At 32.9% G+C, this 19181-nt stretch carries 17 protein-coding genes and 1 pseudogene; 8 read left to right on the top strand and 10 right to left on the bottom strand.

The window, feature by feature from the left end; all coding sequences use genetic code 11:
* The first annotated feature begins 68 nt into the window (after positions 1–68).
* The 5 genes from EAH57_RS10840 to EAH57_RS10820 are packed head-to-tail and all read left to right on the top strand — an operon-like array spanning position 69 to position 5957.
* Complete coding sequence (locus tag EAH57_RS10840; RefSeq protein WP_121930075.1) at positions 69–1451, top strand: tyrosine-type recombinase/integrase; 1383 nt, start codon at positions 69–71, stop codon at positions 1449–1451.
* A 5-nt stretch (positions 1452–1456) separates the two neighbouring features.
* Positions 1457–3247 carry a hypothetical protein gene (locus tag EAH57_RS10835; RefSeq protein WP_121930074.1) on the top strand — a complete coding sequence of 597 codons (1791 nt, stop codon included), beginning with the start codon at positions 1457–1459 and terminating at the stop codon, positions 3245–3247.
* A complete protein-coding gene (locus EAH57_RS10830) occupies positions 3240–5240 on the top strand; it encodes a hypothetical protein (RefSeq protein ID WP_121930073.1) in 2001 nt (666 codons plus the stop codon). Before EAH57_RS10835 ends, EAH57_RS10830 begins: the two co-directional genes overlap by 8 nt.
* Positions 5233–5649 (top strand): hypothetical protein, encoded by a 417-nt coding sequence (locus EAH57_RS10825; protein WP_121930072.1) that lies wholly within the window; start codon positions 5233–5235, stop codon positions 5647–5649. Before EAH57_RS10830 ends, EAH57_RS10825 begins: the two co-directional genes overlap by 8 nt.
* An 11-nt stretch (positions 5650–5660) precedes the next feature.
* Positions 5661–5957, top strand: a complete 297-nt coding sequence (locus tag EAH57_RS10820; RefSeq protein ID WP_121930071.1) for a hypothetical protein — start codon at positions 5661–5663, stop codon at positions 5955–5957.
* Positions 5958–5985: 28 nt separating this feature from the next.
* Here EAH57_RS10820 and EAH57_RS10815 read toward each other — a convergent pair whose 3' ends face one another.
* Complete coding sequence (locus tag EAH57_RS10815; protein ID WP_121930070.1) at positions 5986–6195, bottom strand: helix-turn-helix domain-containing protein; 210 nt, start codon at positions 6193–6195, stop codon at positions 5986–5988.
* A 329-nt stretch (positions 6196–6524) separates the two neighbouring features.
* On the opposite strand from EAH57_RS10815, the gene EAH57_RS10805 reads away from it, so the two are divergent.
* The 3 genes from EAH57_RS10805 to EAH57_RS10795 all read left to right on the top strand — a co-directional run bounded on the left by EAH57_RS10805 (position 6525) and on the right by EAH57_RS10795 (position 9703).
* Positions 6525–6779: a hypothetical protein gene (locus tag EAH57_RS10805; RefSeq protein ID WP_147440125.1), complete on the top strand. Its 255-nt coding sequence runs from the start codon at positions 6525–6527 to the stop codon at positions 6777–6779.
* A 142-nt stretch (positions 6780–6921) separates the two neighbouring features.
* Positions 6922–8574 (top strand): ATP-dependent nuclease, encoded by a 1653-nt coding sequence (locus EAH57_RS10800; protein WP_121930067.1) that lies wholly within the window; start codon positions 6922–6924, stop codon positions 8572–8574.
* Entirely contained in the window at positions 8567–9703 is a 1137-nt protein-coding gene (locus tag EAH57_RS10795; protein WP_121930066.1) for a UvrD-helicase domain-containing protein, read from the top strand. The genes EAH57_RS10800 and EAH57_RS10795 overlap by 8 nt, the downstream gene beginning before the upstream one ends.
* 242 nt (positions 9704–9945) lie before the next feature.
* Here the strand turns inward: EAH57_RS10795 and EAH57_RS10790 are convergent, their stop codons facing one another.
* From EAH57_RS10790 to EAH57_RS10750, 9 genes and pseudogenes are all read right to left on the bottom strand, one after another.
* Positions 9946–12063, bottom strand: coding sequence for a tetratricopeptide repeat protein (locus EAH57_RS10790; protein ID WP_121930065.1), 2118 nt, complete (start codon positions 12061–12063; stop codon positions 9946–9948).
* Between the two features lie 17 nt (positions 12064–12080).
* Positions 12081–13061: a DUF4917 family protein gene (locus EAH57_RS10785; protein ID WP_121930064.1), complete on the bottom strand. Its 981-nt coding sequence runs from the start codon at positions 13059–13061 to the stop codon at positions 12081–12083.
* Positions 13062–13147: 86 nt separating this feature from the next.
* Positions 13148–13975 (bottom strand): S-formylglutathione hydrolase, encoded by an 828-nt coding sequence (fghA, locus tag EAH57_RS10780; RefSeq protein ID WP_121930063.1) that lies wholly within the window; start codon positions 13973–13975, stop codon positions 13148–13150.
* A gap of 193 nt (positions 13976–14168) precedes the next feature.
* Positions 14169–14609: pseudogene (locus EAH57_RS10775) on the bottom strand (alpha/beta hydrolase-fold protein); the annotation flags it as partial.
* On the bottom strand, positions 14578–16023 hold the full coding sequence (locus tag EAH57_RS10770; protein WP_121930062.1) for a C13 family peptidase: 1446 nt from the start codon (positions 16021–16023) through the stop codon (positions 14578–14580). The pseudogene EAH57_RS10775 and the gene EAH57_RS10770, both read right to left, overlap by 32 nt.
* Before the next feature lie 191 nt (positions 16024–16214).
* Entirely contained in the window at positions 16215–17024 is an 810-nt protein-coding gene (locus EAH57_RS10765) for a class I SAM-dependent methyltransferase (RefSeq protein ID WP_121930061.1), read from the bottom strand.
* Positions 17018–17842, bottom strand: coding sequence for an undecaprenyl-diphosphate phosphatase (locus tag EAH57_RS10760; RefSeq protein WP_004757269.1), 825 nt, complete (start codon positions 17840–17842; stop codon positions 17018–17020). The genes EAH57_RS10765 and EAH57_RS10760 overlap by 7 nt, the downstream gene beginning before the upstream one ends.
* Before the next feature lie 2 nt (positions 17843–17844).
* On the bottom strand, positions 17845–18513 hold the full coding sequence (tsaB, locus tag EAH57_RS10755; RefSeq protein ID WP_121930060.1) for a tRNA (adenosine(37)-N6)-threonylcarbamoyltransferase complex dimerization subunit type 1 TsaB: 669 nt from the start codon (positions 18511–18513) through the stop codon (positions 17845–17847).
* Positions 18514–18651: 138 nt separating this feature from the next.
* On the bottom strand, positions 18652–19179 hold the full coding sequence (locus EAH57_RS10750; protein WP_171407448.1) for a gamma carbonic anhydrase family protein: 528 nt from the start codon (positions 19177–19179) through the stop codon (positions 18652–18654).
* Positions 19180–19181: the final 2 nt, after the last annotated feature.

The raw sequence follows: 19181 nt of genomic DNA, 5'->3' as shown, positions 1-19181 counted from the left end.
TGTGCTATGAAAACTATATGGAATTTCGAGCATGTTGTAAACAGGTACTAAACATAGAGTAAGGAAAGATGGGTAGCAAATCAGAATCTTATTTTTCAAAATCAAAAGCGCACATCAACTTTATTACTGAATATCGTCCGACCTATTTTAATTCTGCCAGTGACAGCTTTGATCAGATGGAAAGCATCTATTGCCCGAGATTTCCTTCTTTAATCAAAAGCGACAATACTGTTTGGCATCTTGCTTCTGCATATTTTAATCATTTACTAATAGATCAGAGGAAGAGCACAGCATTATTAGAATCTGTTGCATCCGATCTGATAGATTTTCTTAGATTTCTAGAGAATACAGAATTAGACATTTTATATTTACCTCCTAAACCTGAAAAAAGAGTCACTTATCAATTCCATACGTCACTTCTGCAAAGAATTCGACTGGGTTTAATTTCTCCAAGTACTGCTCGTCAAAGGATGAATAGGATTCTACGTTTCTATGATTTCTTAATTTCAGAAAATGTTTTTACGCCAGAAGAGCTAAAAAATAGGCCATATGAGAAAATTAGGACATATGTATCTTGTATTTCAGCGACAGGTGATGTCTATAAAAAACAGGTTGATACTTCAAATTTAAAAATTAGACATAGCCCCCGTCCCTCATATGGTGATGAAATTATCGATGGAGGGCGGCTTCACCCTCTTTCTATGATTGAACAACAAATTTTTCTTAAGTATTTAGAACAATACGGTTCTAGGGATTTTCAACTTATTTGCTATATGGCTCTATACACTGGGGCAAGATTACAATCTATCTGTACGTTAAGAGCATTTCATATAAAAGAGTTACTTACCAAACAAATGCCGAATAGTGTTGATGATACCTACAGCATTCGAATAGGTGGAAAATCAATTATTGATACTAAGGGTGGCTATGAACACAATTTGAAAGTACCAGCATGGTTAATCCAAGATATAGATCAATATTTAAGTTCTGAATCTTGGAAGCAAAGAGCATCTCAGAGCCTTTATAAGGTTGAAGATGAAAATTACGTCTTTCTTACTAAACATGGAAACCCATACTACACATCCATCAAAGAAATTGAGAATCGTAATCTTCAATTATTTTCAAAAGAAATAAAGTTTTCAATACATAGAGGTAATGCAGCCAGACAAGCACTGACTAAATTGATTAATCTCATGCACAAAAATAAAGAGGATATCAAGACATTCACTCTACATGATTTACGTGCAACTTTTGGAGTCAACTTGCTTCTATCAGCCTCAAAGCATGTTAATGATATTGATAAAATTTTACCCTACATTCAAAGCAGAATGGGGCATCGAAATATCATGAGTACAATTCACTATGTTAGGTACATTGCTTATTCAAAATCTAATGCTGAGGTAGACAAAAAATTTGAAGAAATACTATTTGATTATCAAGGAATTAATTGAAGATCATGTTTGAAGAACGAGACATTAAATATCTTTTTCCTGAAGATTATGAAGCCCTATCAACCTCATTTTTACCTAATGTCGTTTTAAAATTAAAAGTAGTAGGAAAAATATCATATCTAGATTTTGGTACAATTTTTTTTCAAAACCATACAGCAGTGAGTAGGCAAACACACTACGCATTAGTTGATAAAAATTCATTGTTCACAGGATTAATCTCACCATTACATGAGTATATGTTGGATATGGCCCAAAAGTATTCTCATGCCTCAATTAAACACTTTTTTAAAGTCATTAGAAATGTAGTTAAAGATCTATACTCTCGTTATGGCATATTTGAATTACAGGAAAGATCACAAGCATTAGATATATATAAAGAATATACACAATATCTAATTATGGATCGAGCAACTAAACTTAAAAATTCGATTACAGATCTTGGTCAATACAATAGGAGGCAACATGTTTTTGCAGAAATTTTATCAAGATCACTGGAAATTGATATTAAAGAAGTAAAGAACTCTTATATAGAAATCGCATCCAAACATAAAGAACATAATATTCCAGTTGATGAGCATAAATTTCAAAATTTCTTTCAGATAAATGAAACAATATTTTTAAATTTTTCTGACTTCTTGATTAACAAGAAAAACCTACCAATTCACATAAAAAATAAAGATATTGATATTTCATTTTATGAAGTATTTAATAACAAAAAAATAGAGCAGAATAACATAGATAAGATTAATCAAAATAATGCAAAAATTTCCAATTTAGCAATCACGGCATTTATAAACTGTTTTGTATCAGCATCAGCACTAAACACATCACAAATATACAGTTTGAAAGTCTCTGACGTAAAAGACCTACACTCCTCAACAAAAGGGATGAGAGTTATTACTACAAAGCCGAGAGCTGGCTATAAAAATATTGAATTAACTTTACCTTTAAAATTTAGAAAATTACTATTGGATTATTTAGACCTTAGAGAATGGATAATAAAAAATTACAATTTTGATGATGATATAGGTGAAAGTGAAAACTTACTTTTCATAGGTTTAAATAACACTAAAGCTATCTATAAAGATAACTTTATTATATCTTATTCTGAAAACCAACATAATATATTTAGAAGTTGGTTTATAAAAAATTTTTATGAAATAGAGTGGATTCCATTATCAAAGCTAAGATCCACTATTGCAAATATTTATCATAATGAAAGTAAAAGCTTAAATATAGTAGCTAAAAAATTAGGGAATACTCCTCAAATCATTGCTAGCTCATACACAGAAGCTACTGAATCTCAAGTCTTAACTGAAATGACTAATACCTTTCAAAGTATCTCTACTTCAGCACCGATCATATCAAATACTGCTTCAAAGATAAGGCTAAACTTGGCTAACACGTTAAGTACTGACATGGGCCACTGTTTCACTAAAGCACCTAAACTTCATAGTATTTATCAAAATATTGACCTAGATACACCCAATTGCTCAAACCCAATTTCATGTTTATTTTGCGAAAATTATGTCATCCATACAGACAAAGAAGATATTCATAAGCTTTTATCAGCTAAAAAAGTTTTTGAAATGGCAAATTCTAACCAAAACTCAGAAAATATTTTTCTTGTTATTCAAAAAATAAATGATGTTTTAGATTCTATTCTTAATAACGACCCAAAGAATGAACAAACTATTATGCTTAGTTCTAAATTAATAAGCACTGGAAAATTAAGCCCTTTTTTTGAAATTATGCTCAATACACTTACAGATTTAGGTGTGAATTTTTATGAATAATATCCATGCTATTGCAGATACATTTGGTGCATCGAAACAAGAATTTAATCACCACCCTAAAAATGATACCGTCATTAGCTTAGATCAATTAGGAAAACCACTTAGCTACTTCGAAAGTGAAATTTGGGAATTGGGTTGCTACGCACATAATTACACTGACCAATCTGAAATTAATTTTTATCTAGACCACACATCCCCCAAAAAATATACGTTGTCACATCAAACAAAAATTGTTTTATTTTATCTAATGTTCTCAAGAAAAAGACGAGATAACAATATTACATTGAAAACTATCCAAGGTAATTTCTTTATCATTAGAAAAATTGCATATTTATGTTTAGACTTCAATTGTGATTTTACAAATATAAAAAATAATGGAATTTTTCTAAAATCTTTAAAAAACCATCTATCGGAATTAAGCTGGGAAAGTAAAAAGAAATATATAAATATATTAAATTCAATTAATAAAGCAGGTATGCTTTATCAAATTGATAATTTTGGATTTAGTGAAAAATATATTCAAGAAATAAAAATAGCTCAGCATTCTGAAATGAAAGAACACAAGCAGACCCTTTTAATTCCATCTAGGATTTATGGGCAGTTTATTGACAGTGGCTTAAAATTTTTTTATGAAATACAGCCATTTATGAATGGAATTCATAATTTGGTTCGTGAAAATGACTTTCATACACATAAAGAAGGGAATAATCATCGTCAGAAATCCAAAATATTTAAAGCAATGCTAGAAAAGCACGGACTAACCGAATTAAGTGCAAAATATGACATGAGGTTTAGTCAACGTGTCTTATTCTTCATCCAGTCTATTCAAAATTTAGGTGCCTTTCTACTACTGTGCTTTAGCGGAATGCGCCGATCAGAAGCATTAAATTTAAATTATGTATCATATCAGGAGATAAAAAGAAGAAATCTACCATCGGCATGGGTTCTAAAAGGAACTACTAGTAAGTTTACTCAAGTTGGAGCCGTCGCAACGTATTGGGTTTCATCTAATGTAATACTCCATGTTATTGATACATTACGGAAACTGACAAAAATACATCAATCATGGTGTGCTAAAAGAGGAGTCATTTCACATTTAGAACTTGAATCGTATCCTCTGTTTCCATCATTTGCCATTAAGCATGAAAAATCTTTCCATCCCATTTTTGAGATGCCTTTAGGCGGATTTATGGAAGATCATTATTCAATTTATAGGGCGATAGATCCCATCATTTTCACAGAAGATGATTTACATGAGTTAAATATTTTTAATCCATTAATTAATTGGTTAGATGACTATAAACTTGAAATTGGAAAGCCATGGAAGTTTACTAGCCACCAGTTTCGAAGATCTTTGACGGTATACAGTGCTCGAAGTGGTTTAGTGAATATTCCAACACTTAAACGTCAGTTAAAACATATCACTTATGATATGACTCTGTACTACGGCAAAAACTATATGAATGCTCAAAATATCATACAAGATCAAAATCTTTCAGATAGAGAGTATGAATCTAGTCTAATTAAAGAATATAGAAATCAAACCTTATATGAACAATTATCTGATTTCACAAAGGATGTAGTACAAAAAGATACGCCTTTATTTGGAGGTGAAGGTACTAGACTACAAGTACTTAAAGATCAAAATAAAGCTCCTGTATTTTTAACTGATAAAAAACAGACCGAAAAGTATATTTTTGAAGGAAAAATTGCTTATCGGAAAACAGTTCTGGGAGGATGCTCTCGTACTTCAGGTTGTAATAAGTTAGGATTTTCTTATATTACCGCATGTATCCCCTGCTCTTATTCAATTTTCAACGAAGACTCCATTGATGCTCTGGAATTAGCAAAAAATGCATACGCTAAAATTGCTGATGAAAAATTAAATACAAACGAGTCTTTGTTATATGAGCAGTACATGCAAGAAATCAAAGCAGTCGAACATCTTCTAGAAAAACTTCGTAAAAAATACATTGAGGTAAAAAATGTCTAAAGCTTTGGTGAATCTTAATGAAGCACTAAATCGTCTAATGGCGAATGCACCTCTTAGAGTGCCTAAAGGCTCAAAAATCAATAATGATACGGTAGCACTAGAAGCTGGTCTTAAAAGAGGCGCTGTAAAGCGCTCTCGTCCTGAGCTTGCAGAATTATTAGATAATATTAGGGAAGCTGAAGCAAAAAGACTTGGCAAGGAATATAGTAAGAAGAACTCAAAAATTGTAATGCAAAATGAAGCCTTAAAGCTCAAGCAACAATTAAAAGAACTTAAGGATAAATATAATGTTCAACTTAGCCAAATCAACTCTTTAATTTTCGAAAATCATAGGTTGAAACGAGAAAATCAGTTTCTTAGTGATGAAAACAATAATAAAATCATAAGCTTTAAGATCAATAAAAATTAGAGAAACTTTTCATGAAAGACTGGTTAATTAATGAGTTTTATACATTTGTAGAAATTCTGCATAGACGAAAAGCAATATTACTCTTGCCTTGTTTTGGTATGATTTTATTCATTTTGCTAGATGCATGGATGCAACATTTACTTCTAGAAGCTCCCAATAAAACATCAAAGTCTATTATTGATTTCACTCCTATTTTCGTAAAACACTACGAAAAAATGCGTCGTATCGCTTTTTTCGAAATAGTTCTTATTGGTAGCTTCTTATGGTCAATTAAAGAATATTTAAAATTGAGAAAAAGGCACTATTAGAACTAAAACGGGTACTCGAAAACAAATTTTAAGGTATTAAACTCTTTATATCTACGTTCAATACATGGGCAATCTGAGCCAACTTTTCGACTGTCACACTCACCTCACCTCGTTCAATTCGCCCAAGATAACTACGATCAATTATTGTCAATAATGCTAACTGCTCTTGGCTTATTGATTTATATTTTCGAGCTTCTCTAATTTTAGAGCCAATCGACAAGGCTAATTCTGTATTCATAGTTGATAACCATAAATACAAGAACTATCAGGAATTGAAGTGTTTTAATCCACGGACTATAATCCTCATTATTTGTCAAAGATTGCCATGCACCTAGAGTCTTTACCGCTATTCCCTCAATTTATGAGAGTGTTATGTAGCTATCGAATCTCATCATTTCAAGTCAGTGATATATTAGCTAAAGTCATACTTTTAGGAGTAGAAAACAATAATATCAATTACCAAAATATCTATCGTTTAGTACAACGGCTTGTAAAAGAGGGCTATTTCATAATTGATGATGCTAAAAATCCCTATACAACCTATACCGAAACAGATGAAATGATGAAATGATGAATCTTAGAGATCAATTTTGTATCGAGCCAAATGATACTATTGATAAACTTTTAGACGAGCAAAAACAACTTGATTCAGAAATTTTGAGCCTTAGAGAAGAGATTGATATTTATGATGAATTGAAGCGATGCTATCCTGATTTACAATTTAAAATTGAGCAACTTAAAATTATTCAAAATCATAAGCTAGATTATTTAAGAAATAAGCTTAAAGCATTAAATTCTTTATCAAAATATGTTTCTGACTAGTACTGCAATGCTATCCCCTACTAGACTTAAGTCTAGATATAATTTTCAACCTAATTTGCTATTTCCATAGTAAAAAATATTAACTTAATGTATAAATAAAAAACAAAACTCCAACACTTATAAATTTATTTGGGTGAATGACTTGTATATCAAAAAATTGATTGTGAAAAACTTTAAAAAAATTCTTACACGAACTTTTGAATTCAATGAAAAAGTTAACATAATTGTTGGAGATAATGATTCTGGTAAATCTACAATCTTAGAAGCCCTAGATTTAGTCGCAAACAATTGTTATAGAGGGAAAAATCTCAACCAAGTTATATCTTCAGACCTGTTCAATGAAACTGTTGTACAAAAGTTTCTGAAAGGTGATTTTTCGATTGGAACATTACCTGAAATACTTATAGAAATGTATCTAGAAGATTGTCCTGAGTATCGTGGTAAAAATAACTCTTTAAACAAAGAGGAAGATGGTATTTATATTAGAATCTGCTTTGATGATGAATTAACCAAAACATATAATGACTTCATAAGTGGCGGAGTAAAAGTAGATAGCATTCCTACAGAGTTTTATAAAGTGGAATGGTTTAGTTTTGGCTGGGAGTCAATCAAATTCCTCAATAGAAAAATGAAAGGACTATTTATTGACCCAACAAGGCTACATCCAACTTACGGGAAATCACAATATCTTTCTAATATTATTAACACAGCTTTAACTAAACCAGAGCAAGCACTATTAAGCTTAAATTACCGAAAAATTAAAAAAACTTTTGGAGAGCAAGAACAAATAAAAAGTTTAAATGGAAAGCTTGATGCAACTAAATTAGTAACAGAGCAAAATTTATCCATTATAGCTGATACAACAACAGGAAATATTGAAGCAGGACTTCAACTCGCTGTTAATGATATTTCTTTTCCTCATATTGGCAAAGGAGAGCAAAATAAAATTCAAATAAAACTAGCTCTTATAAACAAAGGAGGAAATGTTAATTTTATTATGATAGAAGAGCCTGAAAATCATCTATCTCATACAAACTTAAGTAAGTTGATTAAATTCATTGATGATAATAGCACAAGCCAAATTTTTATTACGACACATAGTTCATATGTATTAAATAAATTAAGTCTAAAAAATTTATGCTTAATAGCTAATGAATATTTGAGACTTAGTGAAATTGATAGTGAAACTGCTAAAACACTACAACGATTGCCTGGATATGACACCTTACGTATAGTCTTATCACAGAAAATTATTTTAGTAGAAGGACCATCTGACGAGCTACTTTTGAAAAAAATATATTATGAAAAATATAGTAAATTACCAGAAGAAGATGGAATTGATATTATTGTTGTTAGAGGTATTGGCTTTAAACATTATTTAAATATTGCTAAACATATAAAAACGAAAGTCAATGTAATCAAAGATAATGATGGTTCATATCGTAAAAACATTGAGGTATATTCCCAACAATTTGATTATGAAAATATTAATTTCTTTTCTGAAAAAAATGATACATTAAAATCTCTAGAACCATCTCTGATTGAAGCAAACTCTAAAGATATAAAAACATTAGAAACTCTTGCCAAAATTGCTTTATCTACTAAAGCTTTTAATGAGTTAAATGCAAAAACAACTTTACTAGATAAAAAATTATATTTTACTTCTGTTTATGTAGGTGAAAATGGTGATAAAAACTACGGAGCAAAAAAAGTTGATTCTGCGATAAGAATTTTTGAGAATTCAAAACCAGTTAATTATCCAGCATATCTTTTAGAGGCTTTAAAATTTGACTAAGCAATTATTGATCGCCTGTGCTGGTGCAGGAAAAACAACTAAAATTGTTAATGAATCAATTCAACTAACGAATAATGGTAAAAAAATTCTTATCATTACTTATACTCATAGTAATCAAAAAGAACTTATTCAAAAATTTATTGAACTTAAGGGTACTAGAAGAGATCTTTTCATTGTTAAAGGTTGGTATAGCTTTTTACTTGAAGATGTTATTAGACCCTATCAGCAATGTATTTTTCCAAAACGAATAAAAGGAATATACCTTAATAGTCAAAATCCGCATAAACGTAACGGATATACTATTAGTGGTAGAGCTGAAAGAATTGGGAATAAGTATAATCCAAATCATTTTTTAACAACTAAACATCATGCTCATACAGAGTTTATTTCAAAGTTAGCTTGTAGAGTCATTTCAGAATCAAAAGTAAATATATCTGAACGCTTACAGTCTATATATGATCGTATTTATCTAGATGAAACACAGGATTTTGCAGGATGGGATTTTGACCTATTTAAGCACTTAGTAAAATCTAAGAAACTAGAAATCCATGCTGTTGGTGATTTCCGACAAACTATTTACCATACATCCTCCTCACCTAAAAAACCATTTGAAAGCTCTGACAAATTAATTGCTTACAAGAAAATGGGGTTCAAAATCCAAGATCTTAATGAATGTTGGCGCTCCATTGAACCAATTTGCAAATTTGCAGATTCAATTCATTTAGGGCAAGGATATACACCAACTATATCTAAAATTGATAATCAGAGCATACCCTCTCATAACAGCGTAATATACATATCGCCTGATCATATAGATGATTATGTAAGCCAATTTGATCCATTAATTTTGCGTTACTCTTCAGGCTCGGGAAAGGTTTTAGAAAAATATCAAAAATTAATGACCTTTGGTGAATCTAAAGGCTTAACAGCTGATCATGTTTTAGTTCAACCAACACAACCTATTTTAAATTTTTTGAAAGGGGAAGCTAATCCATTTGGTGATAGCTCAATCAGCCAAAATAAATTTTATGTTGCCGTTACAAGAGCTCGTTTTAGTGTAGCCTTTATTGTAAATGATCCATTTTTTGATAGTCTGTTATGGTCACCTAACAATAATAGGCAGGTTTAAATATTTTTAAATTTATCATAAAAATTAACAAGGTATCCAAAGCCCATGAATACCTTGTCATTTCCTGCGTATATTTTTCTTAAACTTATTACTAAATATACTCTTTAATATTTTAAAATTATTTTAAAAAATAAATAAATTAATCTCTCCTCAATATTTTTTTAAATATTAAAATCCAAAAATAATCCCATTAAACTCCTCAATTAATATGTATAGATTCAAATTATATGAATCTATATAATTCATATACTTTTATCTATTGTATGGCGCATATCTACAGCAATAGCATATATTGTATGATTATTAATATTTTGAATCTCCTTAAAACCTTTACCATAATCTCTAGTTCTTCCATCAAATACAACTAAATATCCTAAATTTGTAGTCTTATTTTGTTGATAATGAATTATTTGACTTTCGCCAGAAAGAGCATAAGTTGAAGAGTAGCCTCCACCACACATTTTTAGTTCAACTATGACTTTCAATCCACCCGGTAATATAATATATAAATCAATAAACCCTGCACCAGCTCTACACTCTTGAATAATTTCAGTGCTATCAAATCCCAATTTCGCATTTAAAAAAGTTATCAATAATTGTTTTGACTTTTCTTCTGGATTTTTTGTCCACTTGTATGAAATTTTATCCTCCCCTTTTTCCCAAAAATACATTCGAGAAGATGTAGAAATAGAATTAGAAAATTCTTTTAAAATTTCAAAAAAAATATCCGAAGTAATTGTTTCTTTCCAACCCTCTCTAATAGGCATACTTTCAAATTGAGAATCATCTAAGTTATCAATACAAATTGACTGATAATCTGCTAATTTTGGATTAGACTTATCTGACTTATTAAAGTATTTTAGTGCTTTCTGATACTGCTTATCTTCCAATAATGCTCTTGCATAAAAAAAGCATACATTTGGAAGCTCGCCTATGATTCTAATTCTTTCTTCAAGAAAAGTTTGTGCTTGCTTCCATTTTCCCTCCTGAAATAACATTCCAAGACAATTTTGCACAGATGATTGATTAAATTGATTTATTTTTAATGATTTTGTATAAAATACATAAGCATCATCATATAAACCTTCAACCCTATACTTTTCAGCAATACTAAAATAGATGACATCTAAAACATTATTATTTCTTTCTTTCTCAGCATAGACTCTACATTTTTCCAATAAAGTCATAGCATCATCTAAAGATAAGTCTTTATCAGTAGATTGATAAAGCAAAGTTGATATAATTAGCTCACTATCATCAGAGGCTAATACTTCTGTTAAGAATTCATTACTTACAAATTCAGAATTAGATATTAACCCTAAGATTTTTTCTCTTAAATTAAAATTCTCATCTTTAATCTTTTCTTTTAATAATTCATATTCAGCCCTATATTTCTCTCCCTTTTCTGCTTGGTTATCTAATCCAGCCAAAATTTCTGCTAATGACAAGCTTGAACTTAGTTCAATCTCATTTCCTATTAACCCTCTTCGTAAATCACAGGCTCTTTCAGCTAATATCAATGCCTCTTTTATTTGATTTATTTTATATAAATAATTTGACTTTCTGTGTATTAATGATGCCAACAACTCTCTATCTACAAGACTTTTCTCTTCATATAATGCTATACATTTATCAAATATAACTATTGCTTCTTTTGGATCAATATTCCCTTTAAAGTTAGAAATTTGTATTAAATTTCTAACTGCTTCCATTTTATTTCCTGATTGAAAATGAAAGTCTGCCGCATATTGCGCATATTTAATTCTATCTAAATCTGTTGATATTATTGATAATCCTTGGTATGACCAAGCAATTGTAGCAGGTGACACTCCTTCAGCATTTATTACTTTATTATAATTTATTCGTGCAATATTGATATGTCCATCATTTGCTAAACAATTAGCTTTTTCTAATATGATATTTTGCAGTAAATCAGCATCTAATTTATCCGAATAGTTTTTCAGAAGAAAATCAATATAACCTAATGAATCAGTTCTATCATTTACCATTGCAGAGAATAAAATTAAAAAAATTAAAAAATCTTTTCTTTTAAGTGCATCTAATTTTGAAAAATCCATTTTCTTCAAAGAATTTAAATCTTCAACTTTTCTAGAATGTTGCAACGTTCCCTTATTCTCTTCAAATATTATATATGCTTCATCAAAATTACTTTTCTCAACTTCATCTAAAAATTTTGACAACCACTTATCAGATAAATTATTTATAACATTATTAATGCGGTTAGCTATTTCAATTGCTATCTCATTACTCTCAGTAGATCCACCCTCGAACTTAGCAATTGATATATTAGTATCTAAACTCATTTCAAAAGTGATCTGCTGTTTAATTTTTTCAGTCATTTCTTAGTTCCAAAAATTTATTTCCAAATTGGAGTTGTATCTGCATCATAAAATTCAATTTTGATATTTCTAGTATCTATAAAACGTCTTGCATTAGCCATTGTTGTTTTATTTTGTTCAGAGTGTTCATCCCCAAAAATACTGATATAAATATTTTTTACTTGGCTTAAATTAATTTGATCAAATATATGTTTATCATTCTTATCCATTGAATGCCCATAAATAAATAATGAACCATTTAAATTCTTTAACTCTTTGTAACATGAGTTTAAATATGGGTTATGTTTAATTCTTTGAAGTTTTGCTTCACAATTAGGTTCTGAGACAAATAATGGAAATTTACCTATGTTTAAATTCTCTTTTACATGATCCACAATCCCCTTATCCAAATGATCTTTAAATCTATGCTTTTTTATTGTTACTCCATTGTCAAATATGTGGAGTCCACCATGTAAATAGAAAACATTTTGACTACCTACATTTTCCCAAGTTTCCACCCTAAATCCATCATCTGTAAAGTAACCTAAAGGGGATATATCATTTTTATTGATGATCCAATAAAGCAATAAGTCATAATTCAATGTAAATATTTTTGAAAATCTCTTAATAAATGGCTTAGCTTTTTCATACTGAGGGGTTAAAACATAACTTGATCTTAAAGGATGAGTTTCAGAAATAACCTGTACTAACGAATTTTTCAATTGCTCTTGATCATCTTTTATTTCTATAATTTTATTTTTATCAACTCCATAAGACTCACATACTTTTTGTGCAGACTCTAATGCCCGCATTATTTTTTCGAAATCATAGGTTTCGAATTCAGTAAATAAATTACGAATTTCAATTTCCCTTGTTCCAAAATCAGCCTTCTCAAATAAAGACTTATAATTAAAAACTGTATGATCCCATGCTTGTGAGAATCCATTTGCTAACAAGATTGAAATATCATCTTTATTCAAAATTGAATCAATTTTTTGTTGAAAAGTTTCTAGTGACATTTCTATAAAATCTCAGAAAATTAACAATATATTTAATTACATATGTCATAAATTAGCAAATAGAATCCCAACCACAGGTAATTAAATTATTTAATCTTTGATAAGTGGAATCTAATATGATCTTCAATAAAGCTAGCTACAAAATAATAGCTATGATCATATCCATCTCTCATATTCAAAGAAATCGGATATTCTTTATCACTACAAACATTTTCTAAAAGTTCGGGCTTTAACTGCTCTTTCAAAAAAGAATCTTCAGTTCCCAGATCAACTAAAATAGGCATCTTCACGGAACTGGATTTAATTAGCTCGACAGCATCATAGTCAGACCATAAAGTCTGATCAGTACCAAGATAAGCAGTAAATGCCTTTTGACCCCAAGGAACTTGAGAAGGTGCAACAATTGGGGAGAAAGCAGAAATACTCTTATATATCTCAGGATTTCTTAACCCTATGACTAGTGCCCCATGTCCACCAGCACTATGCCCCATAATGCTTTGGACTTTATTTGTAGGGAAATTTTGATCGATTAAAGTTCTTAACTCATCAACAATGTAATCATACATTCTATAATTTTTTGACCAAGGTTCTTGAATTGCATTCAAATAAAAACCTGCGCCTTGACCTAGATCGTAACTTTCATCATCTGGCACAAATTCACCTCTTGGACTCGTGTCAGGCGCAACAATAATCACTTTATGTTCAGATGCATATTTTTGTGCGCCTGCTTTTGTAATAAAGTTTTGTTCATTACATGTAAGACCTGAAAGCCAATAAATTACGGGTAGTTTTTCATTATTATCATGTGGTGGAATATAAATTGAAAAATTCATTGAACACTTCAATACTTCCGACTCATGCTTATATACTTCCTGCCAACCGCCAAATGAAGCATGTCTTTCCAATCTTTCCACGGATAAATACTCCAATAATTTTAATTACTGAATATAGTAGCGTGGATATGAAAAAGTATGGAATTTTTAATAAGAAAATTTGATATATTCTTCTGAAATATGGATTTTTTTATGGAATTTTTAATTTACTTATTAAAACTTATAAAAATCAACAAACTAAAAGATTTTCCATATTTTCATAAAAACATTGTTTAGAATGCCCGAAAATTCCGACTTGGTTTTCAATAATTGGAAACGCATGCAACACTTGTGCATACAGCTCATCAACCAAATAAGACTCCATTTGATAGTGCGCTGCCCAAGGCTGTTGCGTCGCATTCAGATAAAATCCTGCGCCCTGCCCGATATCCCAATGATCACCTTGTGCAACATCATCACCTCGAGGCGAAGTGTCAGGCGTGATCAAAATCAAACTCAGTCGAGCTGCCATACGCTGTGCATGGGCTTTAATCGCAAAAGTCTCTTCCGTACACGTCAAACCTGCAAGATAAAATAAAGCTGAACATGCTTTGCCCTCTAAAGCTGCAGGTGGCAGATAAACCCCAACTTTAGTTAAGCCTTTGAGATGTTGAGACTCAATTTGATAAACACGTTGCTCACCCTCAAAACAACGATTTTTTTGTAGTAGCTGCATGCTCATTATCCTGTGTTTTTGTAATATCGGTTGTTGCCATATTCTGCGTTGGGAATAAATACGGTTCCAATTGGGGTAGCATGAGTTCCATATTTCGACCAATCGACCACTGTGGCTCAGAAGGCTCAACCCCTTGTGCAACTTCCCATTTGGTTACCGTTTGCTTTGCTTGATCAAAAGCCGCTTTCATGGAATGTTGTTCGCGCATGGCTAAATCAAAAAAAGCACGGCCAAAATAAGTATAGTCCGCTTCACTATTACAACCAAACGAGGTCTTATCTGCCGCGGAAGCAGTAATAATTAAGGTATCTGGCGATTGTAATGCTGGAACAAAACTGCCTGAATAACATGCTGAAATGACGATTACACGCCAACGAATCCCTGATTTATCAAGTGTCTCACGTAACCATTTCGGATCAATTTGACCTAAATCTAAAGGCGCATTTTCAAGCTCAAAATGATTACGCTCACCATGCGAGGTCATGTAAAGAAATAAAACGTCACTATCACGATTCATTTGCTGACCAATACGGCGCAAAGTCAATTCAATACTGGTTTTAGATGCAATCGGGATATCTAAACGTGTTGCAGGATTATTGACCAGCATAATAGAACGACCAAAAGTGCCAAAACGGGTATCAAACTGCTCTTTTATTCGTTCAATTTCAGACTTAAATACATCCGCATAACTGTCTCCAGCCACACCAAAAAAATACCAATGGCTGTTGGCAATATCGCTGTATTGAATTTGATCTAACGCATTATTTAATAAATGGCTTTGGGCATAGAAGGCATCTTCTGCAAAAGTGGCTGGTCTTTCTTCAACCTTCCAAATCGGTTGATCTTTTACCGATAACTGCCAAACCACCAAAGTTGCAATGGTCGCCACGAAGACCAAAGCACGTTCCCACCATGGCCAATTCAACGCACGAGAAAAAACCCAAATTACAGCCAAACTTTGCCAAACAAAAAGTCCTGCAAATAATGGCGGCAACAAGCCGTTATAAATACTATCGGGAATAAAGTTAAGATAACCATTGGAACCAAGATATTGGACCAAACATTGTAAAAGCAGGATATTGGTATCAAGCACTAACCACAGTAATGCAGGAACGAGCATCAAGCGTGGTTGGTTCATCCGTTGTGATAGAAAAATACCGACGATTAAAGCAATAAAAGGCCAAAGCGCATAACCGATCAAACCTTGAGAGTTAAAGTCTCCAACCTGCCCCGCCACCAACCAACTATATAGTGAGTTGGTACAAGCGCCCAAAATCCCCCACAGAATCAGCTGCGTGATCGATGGGTGAACCACTTGTAGAGATCGACGCGACCCTAGAAACAACCACATTCCAGCAATTTGGTTACTTTTAAAATCATGCCAGATATTTATCGATGGTTTGAGGTCTATCATAAAATTCTTCGGGATTAAACTCAAAATATGCCAATCTTTTACAGAATGAATTTCATTTTTTAAAAAGATGCGGTGCGAAATGCTAGTGTATGCTGGAGCAGATTTTTTTAGCAATTATGCTTTGGCACTATATCACAAATCTTTACTGAGCATTGACCGAAGCCACACAATCATTTGAATCTATTTTAAAATTAATCTTTTGAAAAATAAGCATCAAAACGACAAGCATCACCTAACCACTGATGATCAGGAACTTGCTCAGCGAGAAAAATAGCATGCCGTGGGCGTTTCACAATCACACGTTTTGCCACCTGCTTAGCCAAAGCAAGCAGTTGATCACCTAAATCCATTTCACCATGCTCAGGTAACAACAAGTGCAATAATTGCATTTGTTTCTTCACTTGGGCTTGCTTTTTGATTGCTTGATGATTTTGATCACGTTGAGGAAACATGGGATCTAAGTACACCACATCAACGGACTGATCTTGTTGTTTAAGCTGTTCTAAATAAACCGCTGAATCAGCAAAAACGAGTTCTATACGTGACATCGTTAGCTGTAAAAATGCATCTTGCTCTGCTTGAACTTTCGCATCTTCTAATAAACAAAATAGAATCGGATTCCGTTCGACCAAATGAACCTGTGCACCTAAATGCGCCATCAATAAACTGTCATGCCCCAAACCCGCGGTTGCATCAACCAAATTCGGTTTCTCAGCCAATTGACATGCGCGAGCGAGCATTTCCGACTTAAGACTAGCACGCTTTAAGCGTGGAATTTCTGCCTGCCAATCAGGTCGCATTTTCATGCCGTTGGCACATAACCACAAACCCGATGCATCAACGCATAAAGCAAGTTCAGGGTTCAAACGCAAAAATCGAGCATTTAATTGCTCGATCAGACAAAGCTCGACCACCACCCCACGCAAAGAAAGCACAGTTTGATAGTGTTGTGCTTTCTCGACTTCTGAGCTTTCAAAAAATAAGCGAAACTCGCCTACCATAATTTCCAACCAGTAAAGAAAAGTAATAAAATGAGTAAACCCGATGCAATTCGATACCACGCAAAAACCATAAAATCACGCTTAGCCACATAAGCAACCAATGCGCGAATCAAGAGCAAAGCCGAGATAAACGAAACGATCAGACCAACCGCAAGTACGACCCAATCATCGAAACCATCAAGTACATGATAACTCTGATACAAGTCCAATAAGCCCGCACCAATAATTACAGGAATACCGAGGAAAAAGGAAAATTCGGTTGCTGCTTTACGTGATACACCTAAATACATTGCACCGATAATCGTTGCGCCTGAGCGAGATGTTCCTGGGATCAAAGCCAGCACTTGAATTAAACCAATCCAAATAGATTGTTTAAAAGTGATATTTTCCACTTCAACGGCCTTAATCTGAGGGGGATTTTTCTCCACCCAAATAATGATTAAGCCACCAATAATCAAACCTAAAGCAACTACAAGATCATTAAAGAGCACTTCTTTAATCGTTTGTCCAAAGGTTAAACCGACCAAGACAATTGGGATCGAAGCAAAAATGAGACTAAAGCCCAAACGGCGCCCTTTTTCTTCGCCAGTGACCATACCAGTTGCAGCATTCCACAAGCGTGACCAGTACTCATAGATCACGGCAGCAATCGCGCCGATCTGAATCAAGACGACAAAAACAGCACTTTTTTCAGGTGTCCAAAAGTCCATTAATTCCGATGCCAAAATCAAGTGACCTGTACTTGAAATCGGTAAGAACTCGGTAATACCTTCAACAATACCCATGATCGCTGCTTTAAGCAGCAGTAACAAATCCATATTTAACCCGCTTTACCTTGTTCTGGAATTTTTTTCCATGCATCATCGCGCAAATAAACTGGCAATGCATATGCTGCATCTACCCATTTTTGTTCTGCTGCATAAACCATCGCAATACTGGCAATATCTTGTGCTGTTGCCACAATTGCTTGTGATTGTGTTTTTTCTGACTGAATCAACGCGGCCCCTGAACCCACTGCAATATATTTGCAATAGGCTGTGGCTTGCTCATATCTCAATAATTTTTCATCATCGACCGCCTGCATGACACCCTGCTCATCCAAGCTAAAATTCGCGATATACACTTCTTGCATTCGCGCATCTAACACAGCAGTTACTTGAATTAAGCCATGCAAACGATATGCTGCTTGTGCCAACGCTTGTAAACTGGAAACAGGAATGACTGGCAGATCATGTGACCAAGCCAATGCTTGCGCAACTGCAGCATTAATCCGTACACCACTAAATGAACCAGGTCCCCGACTAAAGGCAATTGCGGTCAAATCTTTAAGTTGATTTTGTGTTTGTAATAAAGCTTGTTCAATTAAAGGCAAAATCGTTTGTGTTTGTGCTTTTGCACGGCCATCTAATTGAAAATAGAGCTCTTGAGTCGCATCAATTAATGATACGGAACACTGCTCATTGGCAGTTTCCAATGCAAGCAACTTCATGCAAAAACCTTAAGCGAAGTATGATGAAAAACGAGCGATATCATACCCCACTCCATTCTGATATTCGAGTTGTTCTCTATTTTGATACAAAAAAGCCAAACTTCTGTTTGGCACATTTTACTTTGGATTAAGACACGCTTAAAAATGAAATTCTTCTAATGCTAAAAAATGCTTATAGTGTTCCGCATAATGCATAGCACTCCAACGCAAACGTTCAACATCCTGTTCATCAATCGTCTTTACAACTTTACCTGGCGAACCCATCACGACTGAATTATCAGGAATCACTTTACCCTCAGGGATCAATGCATTCGCACCAATAATACAATTTTTACCAATCACCGCCCGATTCAGAATCACAGCATTCATCCCAATCAAGGAATTATCACCAATGCTGCAACCATGTAACATCGCCTTATGACCCACAGTGACATATTCACCAATATTGAGTTCAATCCCAGCATCCGTATGTACCACAGCATTTTCCTGAATATTGGAAAAATTACCAATACGAATAACACAATTATCTGCGCGAACTACAGCACCAAACCAGATACTCACTTGGCGACCAAACTCCACTTGACCAATAACCGTCGCTGTTGGTGCAACCCAGCCATCCCAAGGTTCATGCAATGCTTTCGGACTCAATCCTTGATACGTATACATCA

The sequence above is a fragment of the Acinetobacter sp. 2JN-4 genome (assembly GCF_003687745.1).
Taxonomy (GTDB): Bacteria; Pseudomonadota; Gammaproteobacteria; order Pseudomonadales; family Moraxellaceae; genus Acinetobacter; species Acinetobacter halotolerans.
This window is presented reverse-complemented; position numbering and strand designations above follow the sequence as displayed.